The sequence below is a fragment of the Streptomyces sp. NPDC012769 genome (assembly GCF_042901205.1).
Lineage (GTDB): Bacteria > Actinomycetota > Actinomycetes > Streptomycetales > Streptomycetaceae > Streptomyces.
The window spans coordinates 861,038-886,814 of sequence record NZ_JBIBCP010000002.1 but is presented as its reverse complement, the minus strand read 5'-3'; the positions used below and the strand labels follow the sequence as shown (position 1 = coordinate 886,814).

General features: G+C 72.0%; 20 protein-coding genes. 9 read left to right on the top strand and 11 right to left on the bottom strand.

Annotated features, from left to right (window positions below; genetic code table 11):
* Positions 1-14: 14 nt before the first annotated feature.
* The 3 genes from ACFY7C_RS13065 (at position 15) to ACFY7C_RS13055 (ending at position 4,093) form a co-directional block, all read left to right on the top strand.
* On the top strand, positions 15-1,913 hold the full coding sequence (locus ACFY7C_RS13065; RefSeq protein ID WP_389648240.1) for a hypothetical protein: 1,899 nt from the start codon (positions 15-17) through the stop codon (positions 1,911-1,913).
* Between the two features lie 225 nt (positions 1,914-2,138).
* On the top strand, positions 2,139-3,026 hold the full coding sequence (locus ACFY7C_RS13060) for a metal-dependent hydrolase (RefSeq protein ID WP_389648237.1): 888 nt from the start codon (positions 2,139-2,141) through the stop codon (positions 3,024-3,026).
* The gene (locus ACFY7C_RS13055; protein WP_389648235.1) at positions 3,026-4,093 is read left to right on the top strand and encodes a PDR/VanB family oxidoreductase; all 1,068 of its coding nucleotides are present in this window, start codon (positions 3,026-3,028) and stop codon (positions 4,091-4,093) included. The genes ACFY7C_RS13060 and ACFY7C_RS13055 overlap by 1 nt, the downstream gene beginning before the upstream one ends.
* Before the next feature lie 16 nt (positions 4,094-4,109).
* Here the strand turns inward: ACFY7C_RS13055 and ACFY7C_RS13050 are convergent, their stop codons facing one another.
* Complete coding sequence (locus tag ACFY7C_RS13050) at positions 4,110-4,502, bottom strand: hypothetical protein (protein WP_389648232.1); 393 nt, start codon at positions 4,500-4,502, stop codon at positions 4,110-4,112.
* 38 nt (positions 4,503-4,540) lie between these two features.
* On the opposite strand from ACFY7C_RS13050, the gene ACFY7C_RS13045 reads away from it, so the two are divergent.
* On the top strand, positions 4,541-5,254 hold the full coding sequence (locus tag ACFY7C_RS13045) for a TetR/AcrR family transcriptional regulator (protein ID WP_389648229.1): 714 nt from the start codon (positions 4,541-4,543) through the stop codon (positions 5,252-5,254).
* On the opposite strand, the gene ACFY7C_RS13040 is transcribed toward ACFY7C_RS13045, so the two are convergent.
* Positions 5,239-5,571 (bottom strand): 5-carboxymethyl-2-hydroxymuconate Delta-isomerase, encoded by a 333-nt coding sequence (locus ACFY7C_RS13040; RefSeq protein ID WP_389648226.1) that lies wholly within the window; start codon positions 5,569-5,571, stop codon positions 5,239-5,241. The genes ACFY7C_RS13045 and ACFY7C_RS13040 overlap by 16 nt on opposite strands.
* A 51-nt stretch (positions 5,572-5,622) precedes the next feature.
* Between ACFY7C_RS13040 and ACFY7C_RS13035 the strand changes: the two genes are divergently transcribed.
* Positions 5,623-6,135 carry a GNAT family N-acetyltransferase gene (locus tag ACFY7C_RS13035; RefSeq protein WP_389648224.1) on the top strand — a complete coding sequence of 171 codons (513 nt, stop codon included), beginning with the start codon at positions 5,623-5,625 and terminating at the stop codon, positions 6,133-6,135.
* Positions 6,136-6,175: 40 nt separating this feature from the next.
* Here ACFY7C_RS13035 and pulA read toward each other — a convergent pair whose 3' ends face one another.
* From pulA to ACFY7C_RS13000, 7 genes are all read right to left on the bottom strand, one after another.
* A complete protein-coding gene (gene pulA, locus ACFY7C_RS13030) occupies positions 6,176-11,446 on the bottom strand; it encodes a pullulanase-type alpha-1,6-glucosidase (protein WP_389649504.1) in 5,271 nt (1,756 codons plus the stop codon).
* Between the two features lie 97 nt (positions 11,447-11,543).
* Positions 11,544-13,229, bottom strand: a complete 1,686-nt coding sequence (locus ACFY7C_RS13025; protein WP_389648221.1) for a carbohydrate-binding module family 20 domain-containing protein — start codon at positions 13,227-13,229, stop codon at positions 11,544-11,546.
* A gap of 153 nt (positions 13,230-13,382) precedes the next feature.
* Entirely contained in the window at positions 13,383-14,450 is a 1,068-nt protein-coding gene (locus ACFY7C_RS13020; RefSeq protein WP_389648218.1) for a LacI family DNA-binding transcriptional regulator, read from the bottom strand.
* Positions 14,438-16,111, bottom strand: a complete 1,674-nt coding sequence (locus ACFY7C_RS13015; RefSeq protein ID WP_389648215.1) for a glycoside hydrolase family 13 protein — start codon at positions 16,109-16,111, stop codon at positions 14,438-14,440. The genes ACFY7C_RS13020 and ACFY7C_RS13015 overlap by 13 nt, the downstream gene beginning before the upstream one ends.
* A 62-nt stretch (positions 16,112-16,173) precedes the next feature.
* Entirely contained in the window at positions 16,174-17,064 is an 891-nt protein-coding gene (locus ACFY7C_RS13010; RefSeq protein ID WP_389648212.1) for a sugar ABC transporter permease, read from the bottom strand.
* On the bottom strand, positions 17,061-18,074 hold the full coding sequence (locus tag ACFY7C_RS13005; RefSeq protein ID WP_389648209.1) for a carbohydrate ABC transporter permease: 1,014 nt from the start codon (positions 18,072-18,074) through the stop codon (positions 17,061-17,063). Before ACFY7C_RS13005 ends, ACFY7C_RS13010 begins: the two co-directional genes overlap by 4 nt.
* A gap of 31 nt (positions 18,075-18,105) precedes the next feature.
* Entirely contained in the window at positions 18,106-19,383 is a 1,278-nt protein-coding gene (locus ACFY7C_RS13000) for an extracellular solute-binding protein (RefSeq protein WP_389648206.1), read from the bottom strand.
* Between the two features lie 304 nt (positions 19,384-19,687).
* Between ACFY7C_RS13000 and ACFY7C_RS12995 the strand changes: the two genes are divergently transcribed.
* On the top strand, positions 19,688-20,719 hold the full coding sequence (locus tag ACFY7C_RS12995) for a LacI family DNA-binding transcriptional regulator (protein WP_389648203.1): 1,032 nt from the start codon (positions 19,688-19,690) through the stop codon (positions 20,717-20,719).
* A gap of 75 nt (positions 20,720-20,794) precedes the next feature.
* Positions 20,795-21,763, top strand: a complete 969-nt coding sequence (locus ACFY7C_RS12990; protein ID WP_389648200.1) for a phosphatase PAP2 family protein — start codon at positions 20,795-20,797, stop codon at positions 21,761-21,763.
* Here ACFY7C_RS12990 and ACFY7C_RS12985 read toward each other — a convergent pair.
* Together ACFY7C_RS12985 and ACFY7C_RS12980 are read right to left on the bottom strand one after the other, a co-directional pair.
* Complete coding sequence (locus ACFY7C_RS12985) at positions 21,747-23,324, bottom strand: amidohydrolase (protein ID WP_389648197.1); 1,578 nt, start codon at positions 23,322-23,324, stop codon at positions 21,747-21,749. The two genes, ACFY7C_RS12990 and ACFY7C_RS12985, sit on opposite strands and share 17 nt — an antisense overlap.
* Entirely contained in the window at positions 23,228-24,793 is a 1,566-nt protein-coding gene (locus ACFY7C_RS12980) for an APC family permease (protein ID WP_389648194.1), read from the bottom strand. Before ACFY7C_RS12980 ends, ACFY7C_RS12985 begins: the two co-directional genes overlap by 97 nt.
* Positions 24,794-24,917: 124 nt before the next feature.
* Here ACFY7C_RS12980 and ACFY7C_RS12975 point away from each other — a divergent pair, with 124 nt between their 5' ends.
* On the top strand, positions 24,918-25,529 hold the full coding sequence (locus tag ACFY7C_RS12975) for a TetR/AcrR family transcriptional regulator (protein ID WP_389648191.1): 612 nt from the start codon (positions 24,918-24,920) through the stop codon (positions 25,527-25,529).
* A gap of 36 nt (positions 25,530-25,565) precedes the next feature.
* Positions 25,566-25,760: a hypothetical protein gene (locus tag ACFY7C_RS12970; protein WP_389648188.1), complete on the top strand. Its 195-nt coding sequence runs from the start codon at positions 25,566-25,568 to the stop codon at positions 25,758-25,760.
* Positions 25,761-25,777: the final 17 nt, after the last annotated feature.

Here is a 25,777-nt window from a genome sequence, read left to right as displayed (position 1 = left end):
TCGTTCTGCTGAACGTGAGCACCCAGGAACTCGCCCCCGCCCCCGGCTCCCCAGGGCCGGTCGATGTCGAGCAGGCCGAGGCCGCGCTCGTCGAGCACTATCCGCGGCTCGTGCGGATCGCCTATCTGGTGCTGCCGCCCTCTCTGGGGCGCAACCGGCGGGTGTTGACCGCGCACGCGTTGGTGCAGCGTTCGCTGCCGCGGCGCCGCACGGCCGCGGTGGCCGGGGCGCGCCGGGGGGCGGAGGACGCGGTCGACCCGGGGTACGCGTACGTTCGGGGCGAGGTGCTGCGGCAGGCGCTGGTCGCCGGGCTGCCGCTGCGGCGGCGGGCGCAGTTCCCGCCGCTGCTGCCGCAGGTGTGGGGGCTGCGGCTCTTCCCCCGGGCCGGCGGCGCTGACGAACTGGCCCTGGACCAGCGGCTTTCCGCGCTCTCCGGGCCGGGCCGGGCGGCGTACGTGCTGCGCGGCCTCGAGCGGCAGGGCGACCCGGAGGTGCTGCGGGTGCTGGCGGCGGCCGGGGCCGAGGACCCGGAGGCGGCGCTCGCGGAGGCGGACGGGGTCGAGGCGCAGTACGTGCTCCTGGAGTCGGCGGAGTTCGATCCGTGCTCGCTCCAGGCGCGGCCGACGGACCTGATGCGGCGCCGCCAGCACGGCAGGGCCGCGCTCGCGGCGGCAGCGGCGGTCGTGGTGTGCGGGACGCTGCTCGGGCTGCCGGGCGACGGATGGGGCAGAAACGGTGCTGCGGCGCCCTCGTACGCCCGTAACCCGGCCGCTGAGGCGGCGCTCGACCCGGACGGCCTGAAGCGGGTGGGCACGACCGGCCGACAGGTCTCGTCCCGTACGGACTTCTCGGTGTGGCCGGCCCGCGGCGAACTCACCGGTGACACGGCACTCCTGCGCCGGGCGCTCGCGGTGTGGGCGCGGCCGGGGCCGACCGTCCGGACCTCGGCGACGCCCGGGACGCCGCCGGGGCCGCCGATGGGCTCGCCGCAGCTGCTGTTCGCGGGGCGGGTCGACGCGGCGCGCGTGGTGCTGTTCTTCGACGGGCTGCGGGTGGTGCGGTACGCGGAGACGGTCGGGAGCACGAGCGGCGCGGCGCTGGACTTCGCGCGGACGGACGGGGCGGACGCGGTCGGTTCGGCGGCGCTCGTGGTCTCCCGGGCGGCGGGCAACGTCCGCTATGTGACGGCGCCCTGGGTGGAGGAGGCGGCGGTACGGGACCTGCTGCTGCCGGACAAGGAGCCGCGGGTTCTGGCGCGCGACGCGCACGGGGTGACGGAGCCGGTGCCGAGCCCGGCGACGGCCCGGGGCTGTACGCGCTGGAGCGTGCTCCAGGTGCGGGACGAGACCGGCACGCGGCTCCTGACCGACCTGGGCGAACTGGCCCCGGCCCGACTGACCTCGGGTCCGCCCGGCCGGCCCGTGGACGTGACGGGCGCGGCGGCGCGGGAGGAATGGGCACGGGCGGCCTGCCAGTTGTCGGCGGTGCGCTCGCACGGGGTGCGGACGGTGAACTCCTGGGCGTACGCGACCCAGCGGCTGCCCGAGGGCGCCGGGCGCGCGGGGTGGCTGTGCGTGCGTGCGGAGACGTGGCGGGGCACGGGCAGCCGGGCCCTGGCCCTGTTCCGCGCACCGGGCGCGACCGGCCCCGCGGCGATCGCCGCCCGCTCGGACGGGTCGCCGGCCTGCGGGGTGCGGGAGCCGCGGGTGCTGGCGGGAGTGGTGTGGCAGGCGAAGAGCGGGCAGTGGTACGTGCTGGCGGCGGGGACGGAGGACTTCGCGTCGCTGGCGCTCACGGGCGGGGTGAAGGAGCGCGTCGAGGGGAATCTGCTCGCCGTGCAGGCGGCGCCGGGGAGTCGGGCGGACCTGTCCGGGACGCTCAAGGACGGGACCCGGGTGCGGGCCCTGCGGTGACGGGGCGGCACCTCGCGGGTGCCTCCACCCCGGGTACCTGCCCGCACCACCAGGCGCCGCGCTCGGGGGCACCGCACAGGCGCGGGAGCCCAGGCCCGGCAAAGGGCGCCGTTCGTTGTGCCCACCCGTTCGGCCCCAGCGGAACGCATGCCCACAACGGCCCCAACGGAAAAAGGGGCGTGCACGACCCTGGTCCCTTCGCCTACCCCTCAGTACATTGACGCCATGTCTAATACGCAGCCCGCACCGGTGGCGTCGGAGCACATCGAGCTCAAGGCCCGGAAGGTCTCCTTCGACTGGGAGGGGACACCGCTCCACTGGGTTCCCGGCGACCCGTTCACCACCCACACCATCAACGTGCTGCACCTGCTCCTCCCGGCCGGCGAGCGCTGGTTCGTGCACGTCTACAAGCAGGTCCTGCCGTACATCACGGACGAGCGGCTGCGGCAGGACGTCATCGGGTTCATCGGGCAGGAGGCGGTCCACTCCCAGGCCCACGACGACGTCCTGCCGCACCTCAAGAAGCTGGGGCTCGACCCCACGCCGTACACCGCGCAGGTGGACTGGTTCTTCGAGAAGCTGCTCGGCGACAGGACGCTGCCCCCGGGCCGGGCGCGGCGGTGGTGGCTGATGGAGCGGGTCGCGCTGATCGCCGCCATCGAGCACTACACCGCCTTCCTCGGCAACTGGGTGCTCAACGCCGACGCGCTCGACCGGGTCGGCGCCGACCCGGTCATGCTCGACCTGCTGCGCTGGCACGGCGCCGAGGAGGTCGAGCACCGCTCGGTCGCCTTCGAGCTGTTCCTGCACCTGGACGGCGGCTACCGGCGGCGCGCCCGCACCTGGGCGACCGCGTTCACCGCGCTCGTCTTCCTCTGGCAGCGCGGGGTCCGCTTCTTCATGGAGAACGACCCGACGCTCCTCGGCGCCAAGCCCTCGGTCGGTCAGCTCGTCCGCAAGGGGCGCGAGGGCGTGCTGCCGTCGACGCCGGACATGCTGCGCTCCATCCCCCGCTACCTGAGCCGCGACTACCACCCCTCGCAGGAGGGCTCCACCGCGCAGGCCGTCGCCTACCTCGCGAGCTCCCCGGGCGCGGGCGGAGGCCGGCACTGATGCGCGGCACCCGACTCCGTACCGTCGTCCTGGTCGCCGGAGCCGCGCTGCTCGCCAAGCGGGCCCTGCGGCGCCGGATCAGCGCCTCGCCGCTGTGGCCGATGCCCGCGCTCGACGAGCCGGTCTCCGGCCGCGGCCGGCAGTCCACCGTCACCCGGCGCGTCCTCGTCGCCGCGCGCACCGAGCCCGCCGACGGCGTGGTCCAACTCCGCCTGGAGGCAACCGGACTGCCCGCCTGGCAGCCCGGCGCGCACATCGACCTCGTCCTGCCCTCCGGGGCCGTGCGGCAGTACTCGCTGTGCGGCGACCCGGCCGACCGTGACGCGTACACCATCGCCACCCGCCTCATCGAGGCCGAGGCGGGCGGGCGGGGCGGCTCGCGCGAAGTGCACGAACAGCTGCACGTGGGCACGGAGGTCGAGATCCGCGGCCCCCGCAACCGCTTCCCGCTCGCCCCCGCACCCGCCTACGTGTTCGTCGCCGGCGGCATCGGCATCACACCGGTCCTGTCGATGGTGCGCGCCGCGGAGGCGGCCGGGGCCGACTGGCGGCTGCTGTACTGCGGGCGCAGCCGCGCCACCATGCCGTATCTCGACGAGGTGGAGAAGCTGGGGCCGGGGCGGACGACCGTCGTCGCCGAGGACGAGGACGGCCGGCCCGACCTGTCCTTCCTCAACGGGACCCCCGCCGAGACGGCCGTCTACTGCTGCGGCCCCGAGGGGCTGATGGACGCCGTGAGTGCCGCTCTGCCGGAGGGCCGGGTGCCGCACCTGGAGCGCTTCTCGGCCGCCAGGACCGAGGGCGGCGCGCCCTTCGAGGTCGAACTGCGGCGCACCGGCCGGACGTTGACGGTGGCGGCCGACCAGTCGGTGCTTTCGGCGGTCCGCGAGGCGGTGCCGGGCGTCCTCTACTCCTGTCGGCAGGGCTTCTGCGGGACCTGCCGACAGCACGTCCTGGAGGGCGAGATCGACCACCGCGACGAGCTGCTCACCGACGCCGAGCGGACGGACTCCATGCTGATCTGCGTCTCGCGGTGCGCGGGCGAGCGGCTCGTCCTGGATCTGTAGGAAGAGCTCTGGGGCCCTAAGGGAGGACCAGCCAGTCCAGGGCCAGGGCCGTGAGGAGGCCGCCCGCCAGGAGCCAGGTGGCAAGGCGGGTACGGCCGTTGCGGGAGAGCTCGATCACGACTCCGCACAGGATCATGGCGAGTCCGTACACGCCGACGACGAGGACGGAGGTGTGGGCCGCCAGCCGGACCGCGAGGACCACGCCCATCACCACGAGCAGGACCGCGCCGACAACGACGCGCAGCAGCCGGGCCTGCCGGGGCGTGAGGCCGGTGCGCTCGGCCAGCTCGTCGGCCTCCGTCCCGGCGTCAGTCGAGAACTCCGTCCCCGCGTCCGTCCCGGCTTCGGTCCCCGCCCTGGTCGACGCGTCCGCCTCGGTCTCCGGGATGTCCTGCTCAGAAGCACTCATGTGCCGGGAGCGTAACGGACTCCCGTTAGGCTGTTCGCATGACGACCGGGGTACGCCGCAGGATGGGCGTCGAGGAGCGCAAGCGGCAGTTGATCGGGGTGGCCCTGGAGCTGTTCAGCCATCGCTCCCCCGACGAGGTCTCCATCGACGAGATCGCCGCCGCCGCGGGCATCTCCCGGCCGCTGGTCTACCACTACTTCCCCGGCAAGCAGTCCCTGTACGAGGCGGCGCTGCGCCGGGCGGCCGATGAGCTGGCCGCTCGTTTCCTGGAACCGCCCGAGGGCCCGCTCGGGGCGCGTCTGCTGCGGGTGATGGGCCGGTTCTTCGACTTCGTCGACGACCACGGGCCGGGCTTCGCGGCGCTGATGCGCGGCGGCCCGGCGGTCGGCTCCTCCACCACCAACGCGATGATCGACGAGGTGCGGCAGGCCGCCTACGAGCAGATCCTGGCCCATCTGGAGGTCGAGGAGCCGTCCGCGCGGCTCGAACTGGTCGTCCGCTCCTGGGTGTCGCTGGCCGAGTCGACGGCGCTGCTGTGGCTGGACGGCCGCCGGGTGCCGCGCGCGGAGCTGGAGTTGCAGCTCGTGCACGACTTCGCGGCGCTGGCGGCGGTGAGCGCCGCGTACGACGCGGAGATGGCGGAGATCCTGGTCGGCATCCTGGCCGACGAGCCGGCCGACGGCCCGTTCGGCGATCTGGTGGCCCGGCTCGTCGCCCTCGTGCCGCGGGTGCCGGGTCAGCGCTTGGCGTAGGAGGGGTCGAGGTCCCGGACCTCGGCGGAGATCCGGACGCCGTCCTGCTCCTTGAGGTGGGCGGGCACCAGGTCGATCACGGCCCGGGCGAGCCGCGCCTTGGCCTCGTCGGTCCGGCCGGCGAGGAGCGCGATCTCCACGTGGACGACGGCGTCGTCCGTGGCGCCGTCGCCGACGACGAGCTCCTCGACCTCGCGGAAGCGGGTCTTGCAGGCGTCGAGGCTCGCGTCGACCGTCTCGACGACGAGCGGGTGGAGGGCGAGCGCGAAGCCGCGCCGGTCGAGGGGTGCGGAGTAGTCGACGGTGATCTGGGGCATGGGTCGCTCCTGGTGGTCCGGATGTCTGGCCACAGCCTTACGGTGATCGTCATGACGACACAAGTGACCTTCCGGCAGGCGGACGACGGCGATCTCGACACCTTGGTGCGGCTGCACGACGGTGTGGCGCGGTGGATGCTGCGCCAGGGCATCGACCAGTGGCGGCCGGGGGCCCGGGGGCCGGAGCACTTCCGCGCGCGGATCGCCGAGGGCGAGGTGTGGCTGGCCCTGCACGGCGAGCGGACGGTCGGCGCCTACGAGCTGTGGTGGGAGGACGCCTCGGTCTGGGGGCCGCAGCCGCCGGTGGCGGGCTATGTGCACCGGCTGATGGCCGACCGGGAGGCGGCGCCGGCCGGCACCGGGCGGGTGCTGCTCGCGCACGCGGAGGAGCGGATCGCGGCCACGGGCCGGGCGCTGGCCCGGCTGGACTGCGAGGCGCGTGACCCCCGGCTGCGGACGTACTACGAGGGCGCCGGGTACGCGGCGGTCGTCGAGCGGCTCGACAAGGTGGCCGCGGACGGCCGGCACTACGCGGTGACGCTGATGGAGAAGGCCCTGGTGTGAGGGGGACACCCTCGCACCAGGGCCTGCCGGCCGAAGCCCGCTAGCGGGTGGTGAAGACCGCCACCGTGCGGGCCGGGACCGTGAAGGTGCCCGAGGCCGTCTCGTAGGCGGCGGACTTCACCGTCGCGTCGGAGCCGTTCGCCTGGACGGGGTGGAGGCGGTAGCCCTTCCCGGCCAGGGCGCCGACCGTCTGCCGCTGCCCCTGCGGGGTGGCGTTGAAGACGACGACCAGGTCGCCCAGGCGCATGGTGATCACGCCCGGGGTCTCGTCGCGGCCGGACAGCGGGAAGGACAGGGCGTCCTGGACCCGCGCGGCCGTGGCGAGGGAGAAGACCGGCTCGGTGGTACGGATCTTCTGCAGGTCCCGGTAGGCGGCGGAGGCGCCGTCGATCTCGGCGCAGCCGACGGTGAGGTCGGGGTCGGTGAGCAGGGGCTTGCCGTACGCCCACTTGGCCTTGTTGTCGGCGGCCGGGGGCAGTCCGCGGCCGAAGCCGTTGCCGTCGCGGCAGTCCCAGTGGATGGCGTTGAACCAGTCGCCGCTGTCGTACGAGTTGCGGTCGAGGGACTTGGAGCGGAGCAGGTCGCTGCCTGCCTGGGAGAGCGCCGGGCCCTGCGAGAGGGTGGCCGTCGCCATCGCGAGGACCTGCATGCGGGCCCGGTCGGCCGCGGACGTGTCGGCCGGCAGCTTGAAGGCGAGGGCGTCGTACAGGGTCTCGTTGTCGTGGGCGTCGGCGTAGGCGAGGGCGTCTCCGGGGGCGGCGGCGTAGCCGGCCGGGGCCCCGTTGTAGTCGACCTCGGAGCCCTTGACCGTACGCCCGGAGGTGTCGGTGAAGGTGTAGGAGGCGAGGTTGCCGGAGAGTCCGACCTTGATGAGGTCCTGGTAGTGCAGGAGCCGGGCCTTCTGCTGCTCCGGGGAGCCGTTGGCGGCCGAGGTGTTGGGGTCGGTGAACAGGCCGGAGGCGAAGCCCTGGACGCGGGGGTCCTCGTCGAAGGGGCCGCCGCCGCGGACGGCGTCGCGGGCCCGGTCGGAGAAGGTCGCGATGCCGGTGCCGGCCATGTTCTTCTGGGTGGCCTGGACGAAGCGGGCGTCGTCGGCGATCTCGCCGAAGTTCCAGCCCTCGCCGTAGAGGACGATCGCCTTGCCGTCGACGCCGTCCTTCTCGACGGTCAGCGCGTCCAGGGCGGCCCGCACGGCGAGGATGTTGTCCTTGGGGTGGTGGCCCATGAGGTCGAAGCGGAAGCCGTCGACCTTGTACTCCTTGGCCCAGGTGACGACCGAGTCGACGACCAGCTTGCCCATCATCGCGTTCTCGGGCGCGGTGTTGGCGCAGCAGGTGGAGGTGGCGACGGAGCCGTCGGCCTGGAGGCGCTGGTAGTAGCCGGGCACGATCTTGTCGAGGACGGACTTGTCGGACTGTCCGGCGGCGACGGTGTGGTTGTAGACCACGTCCATGACGGTGCGCAGGCCCTGGCCGTTGAGGGCCTGGACCATCTGCCGGAACTCGACCGTGCGGCGGGTGCCGTTCGGGTCGGTGGCGTAGGAGCCCTCGGGGACGGTGTAGTGCAGCGGGTCGTAGCCCCAGTTGTAGGCGTCCTTGGCGGCCGCGGCGGCGACGCAGGCCTGCTGCTCCTCGGAGTCGGGGGCGTGGACCTTCAGGTCACAGGCGGGTTCGGTCCGCGCGTCCTCGTCCTCCGGGATGGTGCCGATGTCGAAGGCCGGGAGCAGGTGGACGTAGGAGGTGCCGGAGTCGGCGAGGGCCTTGAGGTGCTTCGAGCCCTTGCTGTCCTTGTCGGTGAAGGCGAGGTAGGTGCCCTTGTGGTCCGCCTTCGCCGTCGGGTCGGCGATCGAGAAGTCGCGGACGTGGAGTTCCTGGATCTGGGCGTCGCGCAGCGGCACGGCGGCGGGCTTCTTCAGCGTCTTCCAGCCCTGGGGTGCGAGCCGGGGGTCGGTGAGGTCGACGGCGAGGCTGCGGGCGGAGTCGGTGGTGAGGGCAGTCGAGTACGGGTCGGTGACCTTGTTGACGACGACCTTCTGGACGCTGGGGGCCCAGACCGTCACCACATAGCGGTAGGGCTTGCCGGTCCAGGACTTCGGACCGGTGACGGACCAGACGCCGGAGCTGTCGTCGCGCCGCATGGGGACGGTCCTGCCGTCGAGTTCGAGGGCGACGGACCGGGCGGAGGGGGCCCACAGGGAGAGGGTGGGCCGGCCGGCGCGGAAGACGGGGCCGAGGGCGGCCTTGGTGGCGCCAGCCGCGTACAGGTCGTCGAGGACGCCCGCGGTCTGGACGCCGGTGGCGGCGAGCAGGGCGCCGTTGGCGGCGCGCTGGGTGGCGATCAGCTGGCCGCGCAGGGAGGCGCGGACGCGGTCGGCGTCCCGCGGGTCGACGGTGAAGGCCGGGTAGTCCCTGAGGTGCGGGAAGCGCGCCTTCTGCGCGGGGTCGAGCGCCGTGGCGTTGAGCCGCAGCCAGCGGCCCTCGTCGCTGAGGGCGCCGTCGGTGACGGTGATGCCGCCGTCCTCCGCGTACACCAGCTGCTGGCTGGTGGCGTCGGTGGCCTTCACCTTCCAGACGACGGTGTTCCGGTCGATCCACTGGGCCTCGGCCTTGGTGAGGTCGAGGTTCGGGGTGCCGCCGGCGGTGGGCAGGAGGTACTTCGGCTGTCCGGCGAGCAGCCACACCTCGTTGCCGTGGGTGGCGAGGTCGAGGGACTGGTCGGTGGGCAGGTCCTTCTGGTCGCCCTTGTGGAGGATGTACGACAGGGAGGTCGCGCCCTGGGCGAGCGGCACCTCGTAGACGGCCCCGTAGGAGTCGACCCGTACGGGCATGAGGGGCTTGGACCAGTCGGTGGGCTGGGCGGCGCCGGTCCACAGGTGCAGGCCCCAGCCGTCGTAGTCGCCGTCCGTCCGCTGGTAGTGGAGGACGACCTTGCCCTTGTCCTGCGGGGCGGGCGCGGGGTCGGTGTCGGACTGGCCGTCCTGGCCCTGCGTGATCCAGACCTCGCCGGTGCGGGCGAGGGTGATGCTTCGCTGCGGGCCGTCGGCGGTGCCGTCCTTCTCGACGGTGTACGGGACGGTGGAGGCGCCGTCGGGGACGCGGACCCAGGCGAAGGCGCCGTGGGCGTCGCGTCCGCTGAAGGCGGTCTCCTGGCCGGCGGCCTTCAGCTTCCAGCCGTCGTAGTTCCCGTCCGCGCGCTTGTAGTGGACGATCGCGTACGGGCGCTCGACGGCGACGGGCTTCTCGGGCGCCGGGGGCGCGCCGGCCGTGGTCGCGGCGAGGCTGCTCGCGGTGCGGCCGGCGGCGTCGACGACGACGACGGCCTTGTAGCGCAGCGGGGTGCCGGCGGGGGCGGTCACGTGCTGGGTGACCTTGTAGGGGGCGTGGTCGGCGGTGCCGAGGGTCTGCCAGCGGCCGTCGCCGACCTGGGCGGCGAAGACGACCCGGTTCAGGCCGCCGCCGGTGACGTCGGCGGAGATCTCCACGGTGCCGGTGGCGCCGGCGGCCGGGGCCTTGAGCGTGACGGCGGGCGCGGTGGCCGGGGCCGGGAGCGGGGTGTCGGCCTTGAGGACGAGGGAGGAGAGGGCGGGGACGGTGACGGTGACCTCGCCGTCCTTCGCGGCGACGGTGCCCTGCGTCCCGTAGAGGCCGCGGAAGTGCGCGGAGTCGACGGGGACCGTCACGGTCTTCGCCTCGGTGGCGCTGTTGGTGGCGACCAGGTACTCGACCTTCGCCTCGGCGTCCGTACGGGAGAAGGCGTAGACGGAGCCCTCGGCGAGGCGCTCGCGCTGGATGCCGTCGCGCAGGGCCGGGTGGGCCTTGGTGAGCTTCGACAGTTCGGCGACGGCCCGGTAGATCGGGTGCGTGGGGTCGTACGCGTCGGAGGCATGGGTGCGGTCGGTGCCGAGCTGGTCGTCGTCGAGGTAGTCGGCGGTCTTCGAGGCGAAGAGGGTCTGGCGGGCGTCCTTGTCGCCGCCGGGGCCGGTGAAGCCCTGCTCGTCGCCGTAGTAGATCACCGGGTTGCCGCGGGAGAGGAACATCAGCTCGTTGGCGAGGCGGGCCCGCCGGACCAGTTCGGCGTCGGAGGCGTCCGGGTGGTCCTGCTTCAGGAAGGTCCCGATGCGGCCCATGTCGTGGTTGCCGAGGAAGGTGACCTGCTCGTAGGCGTTGGCATGGCGAGCGGTGTACTTGTAGTCGTCGGCGAAGACGCGGGCGAGCCGGTCGGCGCCGGCGCCCTGGGAGGCGTAGGCGCGGGCGGCGTCCTGGAAGGGGAAGTCGAGGGTGGCGTCGAGCCGGCCCCGGGTGACGTAGGGCGCGGTGACGGTGGTGTCGGCGGAGTAGACCTCGCCGAACATGAAGAAGTCCTCGCGGCCCTGCTTCTTCGCGTAGGCGTCGAGGGCGGTGGCCCACTGGGTCCAGAAGTTCAGGTCGACGTGCTTGACGGTGTCGATGCGGAAGCCGTCGATCTTGAAGTCGCGGACCCACGTCTCGTAGATCCGCTTCATGCCCTCGACGACCTCGGGGCGCTCGGTCCACAGGTCGTCGAGGCCGACGAAGTCACCGTACTCGGCGGATTCGCCGGCCCAGGTGGAGTCGCCCCGGTTGTGGTACATCGTGGGATCGTTGAGCCAGGCCGGGACCTTGGTGTCCGCCTTCTCGACGGGCGTGTACGGGAAGGAGTCCGCGTCCACCTTCGCCCGCGGGGCCGTCCGGTCGTCGAAGGGGCGGCCGCTGGTGTCGAGGTAGGGGTAGGCGCCCTTGGGGCGGTAGCCGTACTTCTTCTCGGCGTAGTCGACGGTGTCGGCGGTGTGGTTGGTGATGACGTCGAAGAAGACCTTCATGCCCTTGGCGTGGGCGGCGTCGATCAGCTTCCTCAGGTCCTCGTTGGTGCCGAAGTGCGGGTCGACCTGGGTGAAGTCGGTGATCCAGTAGCCGTGGTAGCCGGCGGAGGCGTCCTTGCCCTCCCCCTGGACGGGCCGGTTCTTGAAGATCGGCGCCATCCAGATGGCGGTGGTGCCGAGGCCCTTGATGTAGTCGAGCCGCTGGGTGAGGCCCTTGAGGTCGCCGCCCTGGTAGAAGCCCTTGTCGCCCGGGTCGAAGCCGGTCTGCGTGCGGGAGCCGGTGAGGCCGCCGCGGTCGTTGCCGGTGTCGCCGTTGGCGAAGCGGTCGGGCAGCACGAAGTAGAACTGCTCGCGGGTCAGGTCGTGGCGGGCCGAGGTGGCGGCGAGCGCGCGGTCGGAGGGCGGGGCGGGGGGCCGCGGCGCGGCCGTCGCGGGGAGGGCGGGCACGAGGGCGGCGCACAGGGCGGCGGCCATCGCGACCGCCGTTCTCTTGCGTATCACGGGGGTGCTCCCAGGAGGTACGGGAAGAGAGGGCCGCCCCGGCGGGGCGGCCCTTGCGGTGGGAGGGACGTCAGTTGCGGAAGGTGTCGTTCAGGACGATCTGGCCGGAGGCGGGGACGGTCGCGGTGCGGTTGGCACCGGACTCCCAGGTCACGTTCCCGGCGGCGTCCTTGCGGATGTACTTGTACTCGAAGGCCGTGCCGGCGGGCAGGGAGACGGCGAGCTTCCAGACGGGGTAGGCGGCCGGGTCGAGCTTGGGGGCGGCGGTCGTGGACCAGTTGCCGAGCTCGGGGCGGTTGCCGACGACGTGGATGTTCTGGCCGGGCGAGGTGGTGGCGGTGACGTTGAAGGAGGCCCCGGCCGTCGCGGGCTGGGAGGCGCAGTTCATGGCTCCGGTGTGCAGGGCGAGGGCGGTGTTCGCGCCGAGGGTGGCCGTGAACTGGCCGGACGCGTTCACCGTCACGGCCCTGTTGCTCTGCACGTCGCAGTAGGCACCGGCGGGCAGCGAGGTCTGGAAGGTGCGGGTCAGGGCGGAGGACTCGTGGTTGAGGGCCACGTAGGCCTTGCTGCCGCGGCCGAAGGCGATCGCGTTGTTGCCGTTGTCCCACCAGTCGGTGACGCCCTGGCCGCGGGCGGTGTTGCGGAAGGCGACCATGGAGGCGATCTCGCGCCAGGCGTGCTGGCACTTCCAGCCGTTGCTGTAGCAGGCGCTCACCTGGTGGTTGTTCGGGGCGCCGGCGTCCTTGTCGGTCCACTCGTAGCCGGAGTGGACGTCCGGGGAGCCGTAGGGCCAGGCGAGCATGAAGACGGAGGCGAGGGTGTAGTTCGCGCCGTCCTTGTAGGAGAGGGTGTCGCCGCCGCGCTCGGTGTCGTGGTTGTCGACGAAGACGCCGGACTGGCCGGAGGGCATGTGGCCCCACGCCTCGCCGAAGTTCTTGAGGTAGGCGAGCTTCTCGTTCTGCAGGACCCGCTTGAGGTCACGGGCGTAGCGGAACTCCTGCACGTCGCCGTTGCCGAGGTACTCGCTCGGCGAGACGGCCTCGCCCGCGCCGTGGATGGCCTCCTGCTTCCAGTAGACGGAAGGATTCGTCAGCCGGGACTTGATGTTGGCCAGGTCGGCGGCCGGCATGTGCTTGGCGGCGTCGACGCGGAAGCCGTCGACGCCGAGGCTCAGCAGGTCGTTCATGTACGCGGCTATCCGGCCGCGCACCCAGTCCTCGCCGGTGTCGAGGTCGGGCAGGCCGACGAGCTCGCAGTTCTGGACGTTGGCCCGGTCCTGGTAGTTCGAGATGACGGCGCGGCAGTCGTCCATGTCGGCGCCGGAGTAGAGGCCCGGGTAGTCGTACTTGGAGAACGAGGTCCCGCCCGTTCCGGTGCCCGAGGAGTTCGCCATGTGGTTGACGACGGTGTCGGCGACCACCTTCACGCCGGCGGCGTGACAGGTGTCGACCATGCTCTTGAAGGCGGCGCGGTCGCCCAGCGGGCCGGCGATCTTGTAGCTGACGGGCTGGTACGCGGTCCACCACTGCGGGCCCTGGATGCGTTCCTGGGGCGGTGAGACCTGCACGTAGCCGTAGCCGGCGGGGCCCAGCTGGTCCGTGCAGGCCTTGGCCACCGAGGCGAAGTTCCACTCGAACATCACGGCGGTGACGTCCTTGGCGCCCGGGGCGGCGGCCTGCGCGGCGGGCGGTGCCGTGACGGCCACAGCGGCTCCTGCCACAAGGGCGAGTGCAGCGGCCACGGTCTTTCTTGCCATGTTTCCTCCTGTACGACGTCCCTGTCGCAAGAAGTTGCCGAAAACGTCAGCAACTGTTTTCAGCCGCGACCGTAGGGGCGTACAGGCGTGCGGTCAATACTTCAAACAACCCGATGCAAGGACTTGTGCAAGGAGTTACGAACGGACGGGCCGTCAGACGGCCGGCTGGGGCGGCTGGGCCGTGGAACCGCGCACGACCAGCTCCGGCTGGAACACGAACTCCGTGCGCTGGACCGGGTTTCCCTCGATCTCCTCCAGGAGCGTGCCCACCGCGGCCGTCGCCATCGCCTGCACCGGCTGGCGCACGGTCGTCAGCGGCGGGTCGGTGAACGCGATCAGCGGGGAGTCGTCGAAGCCGACGACCGACACGTCCCCGGGCACGTCGAGGCCACGCCCGCGGGCCGCCCTGACCACCCCGAGGGCCATCAGGTCCGAGCCGCAGACGATGCCGGTGCAGCCCTCGGCGAGCAGCAGGTCGGCGGCGGCGTGCCCGCCCTCCACCCCGAACAGGGTGGGCCGCACGAACCGTTCGGCCCACACCCGCTCCACGCCCAGCTGCTCGCGCAGCTCGGCGACGAAGCCCTCGGCCTTGCGGCGCGAGGGGACGTAGCGGGTCGGCCCGATGGCGAGCCCGATGCGCTCGTGGCCGAGTTCGAGCAGGTGTCGTACGGCCATCCGGGCCGCGGCCCGGTCGTCGGGCGAGACGAAGTTGGCGTCGACGTGCTCGTTGAAGCCGTTGATGAGGACGAACGGCACCCCGCGGGCGGCGAGCCGCGTGTAGCGGACCGGGTCGGCGTTCGCGTCCGCGTGCAGCCCGGACAGGAAGAGGATGCCGGACACCCCGCGCTCCACCAGCTGCTCGACCAGCTCGTCCTCGGTGGCGCCGCCCGGCATCTGGGTGCACAGCACGGGCGTGTAGCCGTGCCCGGCCAGGACCTGCTCGATGACCTGCGCGAAGGCCGGGAAGATGGGGTTGGTCAGCTCGGGCACGACCAGGCCGATCAGGCCCGCGCTGCGCCGTCTGAGCCGTACCGGACGCTCGTAGCCCAGCACGTCGAGGGCGGCGAGCACCTTGTGCCGGGTCGCGCCGGCCACGCCCGCCTTGCCGTTGAGGACCCGGCTGACGGTGGCCTCGCTCACCCCGGACTGGGCCGCGATGTCCGCGAGCCGCGGGGCGCCCCCTCCGGCGCCCCGCGGCAGGGGGATCGTCACACCGCCCACCAGGCGGTGGTGTCGGCGGGCACGAGTGCCTCATCGTCGACGATCCGGATCTCCTCGCTGGAGGAGAGGAGCAGCCGGCCGGGCAGCGGGACGGTGATGGCCCGGCCGGTGGTGTTGGCGGTGCAGACGAATCCGTCGCGGCGGAAGGAGAGCACACCCTCGGGTGCCTCCAGCCACTCCACGGACTCGCCCGCACCGAGTTCGGGGCGCTCGCGGCGCACGGCGAGCGCGCTGCGGTACAGCTCCAGGGTGGAGGTCGGGTCGCCGGTCTGCGCCTCGACGCTCAGCTCTCCCCAGGTGGCGGGCTGCGGCAGCCAGGAGCCGCCGGCTCCGAAGCCGTACGAGCCGCCCTCGACGGTCCACGGGATCGGCACCCGGCAGCCGTCGCGGAAGCCGTCCTGGCCGGTGGCCCGGAAGAACGACGGGTCCTGGCGGACCTCGTCGGGCAGGTCGGTGACGTCGGGCAGGCCGAGCTCCTCGCCCTGGTAGACGTAGGCGGAGCCGGGCAGCGCCAGCATCAGCAGGGTCGCGGCGCGGGCCCGGCGCAGCCCGAGCGCGCGGTCGCCGGGGGTGCGCAGCTGGGTGCCGAGGCCCGCCGGGTTGGCGAAGCGGGTGGCGTGCCGGGTGACGTCGTGGTTGGACAGCACCCAGGTGGTGGGGGCGCCGACCGGGCGCATCGCGGCGAGCGAGGCGTCGATGACGGTCCGCAGCTCGGTCGCGTCCCAGTGGGTGCCCAGGTACTGGAAGTTGAAGGCCTGGTGCATCTCGTCGGGGCGCACGTAGTTCGCGGTGCGCTCGACGGTCGGGGTCCAGGCCTCGGCGACGAGGACGCGCTCCCCGTCGTACTCGGAGAGGACGTTCCGCCAGGAGCGGTAGATCTCGTGGACGCCTTCCTGGTCGAAGAAGGGCATGACGTCGTTGCCGAGCAGCTTGAGCTGGTCGTGCGCGCCGATGTCGGGCAGTCCTTCGGCCTTGACCAGGCCGTGGGCGACGTCGACGCGGAAGCCGTCGACGCCCATGTCGAGCCAGAAGCGCAGGATCGAGCGGAACTCGTCGCGGACGGCCGGGTGCTCCCAGTTGAAGTCGGGCTGCTCGGGCGCGAAGAGGTGGAGGTACCAGTCGCCGGGGGTGCCGTCCGGGTTCTCGGTGCGGGTCCAGGCGGGTCCGCCGAAGATGGACTCCCAGTCGTTGGGCGGCAGTTCGCCGTTCTTCCCCTTGCCCGCGCGGAAGTGGTAGCGCTCGCGCAGCGGGGAGCCGGGGCCCTCGCGCAGGGCGCGCTGGAACCACTCGTGCTGGTCGGAGGAGTGGTTGGGGACCAGGTCGACGATGATCCGCAGGCCCAGTTCGTGGGCCTCGCGGATGACGGCGTCGGCGTCGTGGAGCGTGCCGAACATGGGGTCGATGGCCCGGTAGTCGGCGACGTCGTAGCCGGCGTCGGCCTGCGGGGAGGCGTAGAAGGGGGAGAGCCAGACGGCGTCGACGCCGAGTTCCCTGAGGTACGGAAGCCGGCTGCGGATGCCCTCCAGGTCGCCCATGCCGTCGCCGTTGCCGTCGGCGAAGCTGCGCGGGTACACCTGGTAGATCACCGCGTCTCTCCACCAGCCCGACTGCGTGCCGGTGATGGGGGCGGCGTCGGCGGGGGCGGCGAGGTGCTGGGTCATGTCTTCCTTGTGTCTCGTAAGGACATTCGTACGCGGACTCGGCTGCGGGGGCCGGTGGGGGCTCAGCCCTTGACGGCGCCGGCGGACATGCCGGTCACCAGGTGGCGCTGGGCGAAGAGGAACACCAGGGCGGCCGGGATCGCGATGAGCACGGAGGCCGCGGTCATCGGGCCCCACTGGGCGCCGTACTGGTTGACGAACTTCTGCAGTCCGCCGGCGAGGGTCAGGTTCTCGTCGCCGACCATGAAGGCGGAGGCGTAGGCGACCTCGCTCCAGGCGGTGATGAAGGAGTAGAAGGCGGTGACCGCGATGCCCGGCTTGGCCAGCGGCAGGATCAGCCGCCAGAAGGTGCCGAAGGGGTTGAGGCCGTCGACGTAGCCCGACTCGTCGATCTCCTTCGGGATGGTGTCGAAGAAGCCCTTCATCATCCAGGCGCAGAACGGGACGGCGATGGTCAGGTAGGTGATGACCAGGCCGGACGCGGTGTTGAGCAGGCCCATCGACGCCATGATGTTGTAGATCGGCACGATGAGGACGGCGACCGGGAACATCTGGGTGATGAGCAGCGTCCACATCAGTCCGCGCTTGCCGGGGAAGCGGAAGCGGCTGACTGCGTAGCCCGTGGTGGAGGAGACGAAGACGCCGAGCACGGTGGTGAGGGCGGCGACGAGCAGCGAGTTGCCGAACCAGCTGAGGAACGGGGTGTCGTTCAGCAGGTTCGTGTAGTTCTGGAGCGTCGGCTCCTTCACGAAGTCCGTGGTGGTGGCGAACTTCGCCGGCTTGAGCGAGGTCAGCAGGACCCACAGCACCGGGAAGACCGCGATCACGGAGGCGACGATCAGGGTGAGGTGCAGCCCGGCGGAGGCCAGCGGCGAGCGGCGGCCGCGGCGCGGGGCGTGGACCGGGGCGGGGGCCGGGTTCCCGGTCGGGGCGGGGGCGGTTGCGGTGGTCACCAGACTTCTCCCTGCTTGCGGAGGACCCGCCGGTAGACCGCGGCGAAGACCATCAGGAGGATCAGGATCAGCACGCCCCAGGTGGAGGACTGCGCGTAGTCGCGGGGGCTGATCTCGAAGGAGAACTTGTACGCCTGGGTCACCAGGATCTGGGTGGCCTCGCCGGGACCGCCCCGGGTGAGCAGGAAGATCACCGGGAACATGTTGAAGGTCCAGATGGTGCTCAGCAGGATCACCGTCGTGGAGACCGAGCGCAGCCCGGGCAGGGTGATGTGCCGGAAGCGCTGCCAGGCGCCGGCGCCGTCCATCTCGGCGGCCTCGTAGAGCTCGCCGGGGATGGACTGCAGACCGCCGAGCAGGGCGACCATCATGAACGGCACGCCGAGCCAGACGTTGACGGCGATGACCGAGAACTTGGCCCAGGTGGGGTCGTTGAGCCACGGCACGGCGTCGATGCCGCCGCCGGCGAGCAGCTGGTTGAGGATGCCGCGGCGCTCGTCGTAGAGGAAGCGCCAGGCGAAGACCGAGACGAAGCCGGGCACGGCCCAGGGAAGGATGAGCAGCATCCGGTAGACGGAGCGGCCGGCGATCCGCCGGTTGAGCATGTTGGCGAGACCGAGGCCGAGGGCGAAGGTCACCGACACACAGGCGACCGTCCACACCAGCGTCCAGCCGAGCGTGCCGAGGAACTGGCTTCCGGTGAGGGCGTCGGCGTAGTTGTCGAGGCCGACGAACTCGTAGCTCGCGGGAATGTGGTTGACACCGATGGAACGCTCGACGTTGCGTTCGTTGGCGTCGGTGAGCGACAGCCAGATGCCGCGGACCAACGGGTATCCGATGATCACGCCGATCACGATCACCACCGGGGCGACCATCGCCCAGGCGTACCAGTGAGTGGAGAGAGAGCGCTTCACCGGTCCCCGCCGGTGGCCAGTTCCGCGGCTCCGGCCGCGGGCGATGTCCTCGCCCGCGGCCTTCGCCACCGACTGGCTGCTGGTGTCCACAGCCATCAGCCGGTCTGCCTTCCTTCCCGCTTCCGTGTTACTTCCAGTCCTTCAGGAGCTTGCGGTAGGAGTCGCCCGCCGTCTTCGCTCCCTGCTCCGGGGTGGCCTGGTTGGTGAGGACCTTGGTGTACTCGGTGACCAGCGGGGCGAAGAGGCTGCCGGTCTCCGGGATCCAGGGGCGCTCGACGGCCTTGTCGACGACCGGCTTGAAGAAGGTGATCATCGGGTTCATGGCCACCTCGGACTTGCCGTAGACCGACGTACGGGTCGGCAGCAGGCTGAGCTCCTTGGCGAACTGGGCCTGGACCTCGGGCGAGCTCATGTACTCGACGAAGGCGTAGGAGGCGTCCAGGTTCTTGGAGCCGGCGTAGACGGCGAGGTTGTGACCGCCCTGCGGGGCGCCCTGGCCGGCCGAGCCGGCCGGGACCGGGGCGATGCCGAGGTTCGCCTTGTCGGCGAACTCCTTGCCGGTGTAGGTGTCGGCGACGGCCCACGGGCCGTTGATCATCATCGCGACCTTGCCGTCCTTGAAGGCGGCCTGCATGTTGTCCCAGCCGTTGGTCGCGTCGGTGATCGCGGCCTTGGAGTCCACCAGGTCCTTGACGGTCTTCATGGCCTTGACGCCGGCGGCGTTGTCGATCGTGACCGTCTTGGTGTCGGCGTTGACCAGGTCGCCGCCCTCGCCGTACAGGAAGGACAGGAACCAGTAGGCGTCGTCGCCGCGCAGGTAGAGGCCGGTCTTGCCGGTCTTCTGCTTGATCTTGGCGGAGACCGACTTGAGCTCGTCGATGGTCTTGGGGACCTCGACACCGGCGTCCTTGAAGATCTTCTTGTTGTAGAAGATGCCCATGGAGTCGATGACCTGCGGCACGGCGTAGGTCTTGCCGTTGTACTTGGTGGAGGCGGCGGCCTGCTTGAGGAAGTCGTCCTCGTCCTTCAGGGCGGCGGTGCCGTCCAGCGGCGCGAGGTAACCGAGGTTCGCGAAGTCCGGGGTCCAGGCGACCTCGGCGCGGATCACGTCGGGGGCGCCGGAGCCGGACTGGGCCGCGTTCTTGAATTTGTTCTGGGCGTCGCCGAACGGCACGTTGACGTACTTGATCTTCACCTTGGGGTGCTTCTTGGTGAAGTCCTCGGCGATCTTCTTGAAGACCTTGTCCTCGGAGCCGACCGTGGAGGTGTCCCACCAGGTGACCGTGCCGGAGAGCTCGCCCGAGCCCTTCGTGCCGCCGCCGGTGGATCCGTTGTCGCTTCCGCACGCCGCCAGGGTCACGCCCAGGGCCGCGACCAGCGCGGTGGCCGCTATGCCACGCCGCATGTGAACTCCTTCAAATGGTCCCGGTGAGAACGAGGGGCTGGAACCTTCCTCATGCGACCGCTCCCTCGCGGCGCGCCGGGTTGGCAGGAACGTAACAGGGATGAAAACGAGCCGAAAGACCTTGCGGGAAATTTCTGCAAGACCCGGGGATCGTTACATCCACGTGTCCCGAAGGTTGCCGACGCGCCGCTTGACAGCCACAGGGCGGCATCTCCTCTTGCAAGAACTTGCGCAAGCCCGTCGAAGACGGCCGGAAACCGCGTTCGGTGGGCAATTGGACGCCTGACCGGTACAGTCCACTCCCATGACCGCGCGGCTCGCCGACATCGCAGCCCAGGCGGGGGTCAGTGAAGCCACAGTCAGCCGCGTGCTCAACGGCAAGCCCGGTGTGGCCGCGGCCACCCGTGAATCCGTGCTCGCCGCACTCGACGTGCTCGGCTACGAGCGCCCGGTCCGGCTGCGCCAGCGCAGCGCCGGCCTCGTCGGCCTCATAACCCCCGAGCTGGACAACCCGATCTTCCCCGCGCTCGCGCAGGTCATCGGGCAGGCCCTCACCCGGCAGGGGTACACGCCCGTGCTCGCCACCCAGACCCCCGGCGGGTCCACGGAGGACGAGCTCACCGACATGCTGGTGGAGCGCGGCGTCTCCGGGATCATCTACGTCTCCGGACTGCACGCCGACACCACCGCCGACACCACCCGCTACGACCAGCTGCGCGGCAAGGGCGTCCCGTACGTCCTCATCAACGGCTTCTCGCCCAAGGTGCAGGCCCCCTTCGTCTCCCCCGACGACCGGGCCGCGATGGTGCTCGCCGTGACGCACCTGGCGTCGCTCGGCCACACCCGGATCGGCCTCGCCGTCGGCCCCAAGCGCTTCGTGCCGGTGCTGCGCAAGATCGAGGGCTTCCGCAAGGGCATGCAGGAGCGGCTCGGGCTCACCCCCGAGGAGGCCGAGGAGCTGATCCAGCACTCCCTCTACACCCTGGAGGGCGGCCAGGCCGCCGCCGCCGCGCTCATCGCCAAGGGCTGCACCGCGATCGTCTGCGCCAGCGACATGATGGCGCTCGGCGCGATCCGGGCCGCCCGGCAGCAGGGCCTGCAGGTGCCGAAGGACGTCTCCGTCGTCGGCTTCGACGACTCCCCCCTCATAGCCTTCACCGATCCGCCGCTGACCACCATCCGGCAGCCGGTGCAGGCGATGGGGCAGGCGGCGGTACGGGCCCTCCTGGAGGAGGTCGGCGGCACGCCCGCCCCGCACAGCGAGTTCGTGTTCATGCCCGAACTCGTGGTGCGCGGCTCGACCGCCTCCGCCCCTACGGCACCCCCTACGCCTTAAGGCGGACCGGGTGCGCCCCGTACCCGACCGAGGGATGATCGGTCGAGGGGACGGGATCTGGCAGACTCTCGACCTATGGGTGAAACGACCGTGAAGACCTCGGAACGTCGGACGACCCCGTCGTCACCCATCGTGGCCGGCGGCGGCTGGGCGCGGCTGCGCGTCCGCGCGCCCCGGCAGCCGCGGATCTGGTTCGAGATCCTGCTCATCGCCGTCAGCTACTGGACCTATTCGCTCATCCGCAACGCGGTCCCCGAGCAGAAGGCCCAGGCGCTCAGGAACGCGGACTGGATCTGGCAGGCCGAGCACTCCCTCGGTCTTGCCTTCGAGCACACCGTCAACCACGCCGTGAACTCGGTGACATGGCTGATCGTGTCGATGAACTACTACTACGCCACGCTGCACTTCATCGTGACCATCGGTGTGCTGGTGTGGCTGTACCGCTGGCAGCCGGGCCGTTACGCGGCGTTCCGCACGGTCCTGTTCGCCACCACCGGTGTGGCCCTGGTCGGCTACTACCTGTATCCGCTGGCCCCGCCGCGCCTCATGAACGGCCAGAACTTCATCGACACCGTGCTCGTGCACCACACCTGGGGCTCGATGGCCTCGGGCAACCTGAAGCAGATGTCGAACCAGTACGCGGCGATGCCGTCGATGCACATCGGCTGGTCACTGTGGTGCGGCGTCACCATCTTCCTGCTCGCCAAGGCGCCCTGGGCCCGGATCCTGGGCCTGGTCTACCCGGCGGCGACCCTGGTCGTCATCGTGGCCACGGCCAACCACTTCTGGCTGGACGCGGTGGGTGGCGTGATCTGCCTGGCCTTCGGCTTCGCCGTCAGCTACGTCTGGTACGGCTCGCGGCCGCACCGCCTCCCCAAGCGGGTGGAACCGGCCGCGGCCCCGGCCGTCTCGGCCACCCAGGGGGTCACCGCAGGCGGGCCGCCGCCGGTGACGGTGACGGCGGCGCCCCGCGACGGGTCCGAGGAGGCCGAGCGGACCGCGGAGACCGGGAACGCTCCGGAGCGGGTCAGCTCCGCCAGGTGATCCTGCCGCCGGCGACGGTGAGGCGGATCGGGGCGGCGGCGGTCTCGTCGGCCGGGGCGTCGACCGGGTCGACGGCGAACGCGGTGAGGTCCGCCCGGTGGCCCGGGGCGATACGGCCCGCTCGCTGCTCCTCCCCCGCCGCGAGGGCCGCGTGCGTGGTCATCCCCTCCAGGGCCATCAGACCGGTCAGCCCGGGCCGGCCCGAGGCGGCGCCGCGCGGGGCCTGAGCCGTGGCGAGGACCTGCCGGGCGTCGTGATGGGCGATGGGCCAGTCCGAGCCGAGCGCCAGGGCCGCTCCTGCGTCCCTGAGGTCCCGGCAGCGCCAGGCCCGCTCGGCGCGCTCCTCGCCGAGCCGCCGTGACCACTCGTCGGTGCGGTCGGCACGGGTGTACGCGGTGTGCGGGGGCTGCATGGAGGCGACCACGCCGAGCGCGGCGAAGCGGCCGAGCTGGTCGTCGGGGACGGTCTCGATGTGCTCGATCCGGTGCCGGGGCCCCGGGCCGGCGCCGAGGGACTCCACGGTGTCGAGGACGTGCCGGACGGCGGCGTCGCCGATGGCGTGGGTGGCGGTGCCGACGCCCGCGCGGTGGAGGTGGCGTACGGCGGCGGTGTACGCGGCCGGGTCGGGCCAGAAGGCGTCGGTGCCCTGGCCGTGGCAGTCTGCGTGCTCCAGCCAGGCGGTGCCGCCCTCGACGGTGCCGTCCATGAAGAACTTGACCCCGCCGATCCGCCACAGCCGCCCGGCCCGCTCCTGGAGCCGGACCAGCTCGTCCAGCTCCTCGGTGGTCGCGCCGGGCATGCACCAGGGGGCGAGGCGCAGCCGGAGCGGCAGGTCGCCGTCGGCCTCGATCGCGGCGAGCAGCCCGGGGACGTCGTGGCCGCCGAGGTCCATGACATGGGCGCCGGTGAGCCCGGTGGCGGCCATGGCGGACAGCAGCTCGACGAGCCGGTCACGGCGCTCGGCGTAGGGCTGCGCGGGCAGCACGGGCGTCATCAGGTCCATGGCGGCGTGCTCGTTCAGGTGCCCGGTGGGGCGGCCCTCGGCGTCGCACACCACCTCGGAGCGCTGGGCGAAGGCCCGCGGACCGTCGATGCCGGCGGCCCGCAGCGCGGCGGCGCTGGCGAGGGCGGAGTGCCCGTCGTAGAGCCGGAGGAAGGCGGGGGCGCCGCCGAGGGCGTCCTCGATCAGCTCGCGGTGGACGGGCCGGCCGCCGAAGACGTTGTGGTCGAGGCCGAAGCCGAGGACCCAGCCGTCGCGGCGCTCGGCGCCCCTGAGCGCGGCGCGCAGTCCGTCGAGGTCGGTGACGGCGGACAGATCGGTGCCGGTGAACATCTCCAGGCCCCACACGGGGTGGCTGTGGGCGTCGGTGAGTCCGGGGGTGAGGGTGGCACCGGCGAGGTCGACGACCTCGGTGCGGGGGCCGCGCCAGGCGCGGGCGTCGGTGTCGTCGCCGAGGGCGGTGATCAGTCCGCCGTGGACGGCGACGGCCGTGTGCCGGGAGAGCTCGGGGGTGCGGAGGCGGGCGTTGAGGAGGACGAGGTCGGGACGGAGGTTGGGCACGGGGTGTCTCCGGAGGGCGTGGGCGCTGCGACGGGCTCGGCGGCGAAGTTGGCGTAGACCTCGGGGCGGGTGCGGCGCAGCCGGGCGGCGAGCAGGAGCCCGAGGACGAGGACGGCGGGGACGACGGAGACGAGGACCGTGTTGACGGTGGGCGAGGCGCCGGTGAACAGCGCGACCTTGCTGGTGACCAGCCACAGCGCGACGGCGAGCAGCACGGCGGCGGTGACCGGGGCGACGAGGGTGCGCAGGGCGCCCTCCCGGTGCGGGACGCGCCGGAAGTAGCGGACGACGGCGAGCGCGGCGAGCAGCATCAGCGCCATCAGGCCGAGCATGCCGGGGGTGTTCACCCAGAGCAGCAGCTGGGTGTACGGGTCGGCGCCGGCGGCCGCGAAGCCGAGGACCACGACGGCGCCGAGCACGGTCTGGGCGAGCCCGGCGACGTACGGGGAGCGGTGGCGGGGGTGGATCCGGCCGAGGGCGGCGGGCAGGACGCCCTCCTCGGCGAGGGCGAGGGCGTAGCGGTTGATTGCGTTGTGGAAGGCGAGCAGCGAGGCGATGATGCTGGTCACGATGAAGACGTGCATCAGGTCGGCGGCCCAGCTGCCGACGTAGGTGGTGATGGCGGCGAAGAAGAGGCCGCCGGTGTCGGCCGCGGCGGCCTCGACGACCTTGTCGTCGCCGAAGGCCTGGATGACGGTCCAGACGACGAAGGCGTAGAAGAGCCCGAGGAAGCCGACCGCGATGTAGGTGGCGCGGGGGATGGTGCGGGCGGGGTCGCGGGCCTCGCGGCGGTAGATCACGGTCGACTCGAAGCCGGTGAAGGCCGAGAAGGCGAAGGCGAGGACGGCCGCGGTGCCGGGCACCAGCACGTTGCCGGGGGCGAAGGAGGAGAGGGAGAGCCCGTCCGCGCCGCCGTCGAGCAGGACGCCGCCGGCGAGGAGCACGAGGATGCCGGTCTCGGCGACGAGCAGGACGCCGAGGACCTTGGCGCCGAAGTCGATGGAGCGGTAGCCGCCGTACCAGATGACCAGCAGTCCGGCGAGGGCGATCGGCAGCCAGGGCAGGTCGGTGCCGACGAGGGCGTGGGTGGTGTCGGCGGTGGCGGAGCCGAGGAGTCCGTAGACGCCGATCTCCATGCCGTTGTAGCCGACCATCGCGATGAGGGCGGCGGCGATGCCGAGCGGCTTGCCGAGGCCGCGGGTGATGTACGCGTAGAAGGCGCCGGCGCTGCGGACGTGGCGGCTCATGGCGGTGAAGCCGACGGCGAAGATCGCGAGGGTGATGCCGGCGAGGAGGTAGCCGGCGGGGGCGCCGATGCCGCCGAGGACGAGGGCGATGGGGGCGACGCCGGCCATGACGGTGAGCGGGGCGGCCGCAGAGACGACGAAGAAGGAGATGTCGGCGGTGGAGAGGGTGCCGGTGCGCAGGCCGGGTGGCTCGTCGGGGGCGGTGGAACTGCTGGAGGACATGCGGGGAGAAGCCCTTCTGGAGGGACGGGGAAACGAAAACCTAAAGCCTTTCGGTTGACTGGTGTGGCGCAATGTAGCCTCGGGTCCGACGATTCGGGAAGACCTGAACTGGGAGAAGACCTGCATGGGCCGGCCGCGCACGCCCCTCCTCGACCGGGAGCGCATCACCACCACGGCGCTTCAACTCGTCGACGAGCAGGGCGACTTCAGCGTCCCGCAGATCGCGCGGCGACTGGGGGCGCAGACGGCCTCGGTGTACCACCATGTGGACGGCCGGGACGGCATCGTGGAGCTGCTGCGCGAGCGGGTCTGCGACGCCATCGACGACGCCGCGCTCGACCGGGAGCCGTGGGACGCGGCCATGGCGGCGTGGGCCCGCTCCTACCGGGCCGCCTTCGCCGCCCATCCGCGCGCGATCCCGCTCCTGACCACGTCGCCGGTGCGCGCGCAGAAGGTCCTCCTGCAGTACGAGAAGGCCGTCGTCCGGCTCCTGGCGGCGGGCTTCCGGCTCGCGGACGTCATGCCGGTGATCATCGGCCTGGAGAACCTGGTCCTCGGGTCGGCCCTCGACATGGCGGCCCCCGAGATGATGTGGGAGCTCGCCGACGAGACGGCCACCCCGCGCCTGGCCGCCGCCCTGGCCGCGGTCGCCGGCGGCCGCTCGGACGCATCCTTCGAGCTGGCCCTCGACGGCTATCTGGCCCGCTGCCGCCGACTCCTGGACACCTCGGCCTGAGACGATGGGGCCGACCACCAGCGAAGGGGGACCCCCATGACCCTGCTCATCCTCTCCGGCATCCTCGCCCTCGTCGTCGCGGGCTGCTCTTGCGTCGTCTGGGCCGCCCGCGGCGGCCCCCGCTGGACCCGCGCCGTGTCCCGAGCCACCCTGGCCGCCGCCGACGCGGCCCGCGCGACCCAACGGGCCGACCGCAAGGGCCGCAACGGCGGGGACGGCAACGGCGACTAGGTGCGGGGGACGGGGCC

Excerpts from the sequence above, each read along its gene's own strand:
- ACFY7C_RS13050 (WP_389648232.1), bottom strand. The coding sequence starts at position 4,502 with ATGAGTGCTTCTGAGCAGGACATCCCGGAGACCGAGGCGGACGCGTCG.
- ACFY7C_RS12990 (WP_389648200.1), top strand. The coding sequence starts at position 20,795 with ATGGGTGAAACGACCGTGAAGACCTCGGAACGTCGGACGACCCCGTCG.
- pulA (WP_389649504.1), bottom strand. The coding sequence starts at position 11,446 with ATGGCCGCCGCCCTGTGCGCCGCCCTCGTGCCCGCCCTCCCCGCGACG.
- ACFY7C_RS13005 (WP_389648209.1), bottom strand. The coding sequence starts at position 18,074 with ATGGCTGTGGACACCAGCAGCCAGTCGGTGGCGAAGGCCGCGGGCGAG.
- ACFY7C_RS13015 (WP_389648215.1), bottom strand. The coding sequence starts at position 16,111 with ATGACCCAGCACCTCGCCGCCCCCGCCGACGCCGCCCCCATCACCGGC.
- ACFY7C_RS13055 (WP_389648235.1), top strand. The coding sequence starts at position 3,026 with ATGCGCGGCACCCGACTCCGTACCGTCGTCCTGGTCGCCGGAGCCGCG.
- ACFY7C_RS12995 (WP_389648203.1), top strand. The coding sequence starts at position 19,688 with ATGACCGCGCGGCTCGCCGACATCGCAGCCCAGGCGGGGGTCAGTGAA.
- ACFY7C_RS13060 (WP_389648237.1), top strand. The coding sequence starts at position 2,139 with ATGTCTAATACGCAGCCCGCACCGGTGGCGTCGGAGCACATCGAGCTC.
- ACFY7C_RS13045 (WP_389648229.1), top strand. The coding sequence starts at position 4,541 with ATGACGACCGGGGTACGCCGCAGGATGGGCGTCGAGGAGCGCAAGCGG.
- ACFY7C_RS12970 (WP_389648188.1), top strand. The coding sequence starts at position 25,566 with ATGACCCTGCTCATCCTCTCCGGCATCCTCGCCCTCGTCGTCGCGGGC.
- ACFY7C_RS12975 (WP_389648191.1), top strand. The coding sequence starts at position 24,918 with ATGGGCCGGCCGCGCACGCCCCTCCTCGACCGGGAGCGCATCACCACC.
- ACFY7C_RS13000 (WP_389648206.1), bottom strand. The coding sequence starts at position 19,383 with ATGCGGCGTGGCATAGCGGCCACCGCGCTGGTCGCGGCCCTGGGCGTG.
- ACFY7C_RS13025 (WP_389648221.1), bottom strand. The coding sequence starts at position 13,229 with ATGGCAAGAAAGACCGTGGCCGCTGCACTCGCCCTTGTGGCAGGAGCC.
- ACFY7C_RS13040 (WP_389648226.1), bottom strand. The coding sequence starts at position 5,571 with ATGCCCCAGATCACCGTCGACTACTCCGCACCCCTCGACCGGCGCGGC.
- ACFY7C_RS13035 (WP_389648224.1), top strand. The coding sequence starts at position 5,623 with ATGACGACACAAGTGACCTTCCGGCAGGCGGACGACGGCGATCTCGAC.
- ACFY7C_RS12980 (WP_389648194.1), bottom strand. The coding sequence starts at position 24,793 with ATGTCCTCCAGCAGTTCCACCGCCCCCGACGAGCCACCCGGCCTGCGC.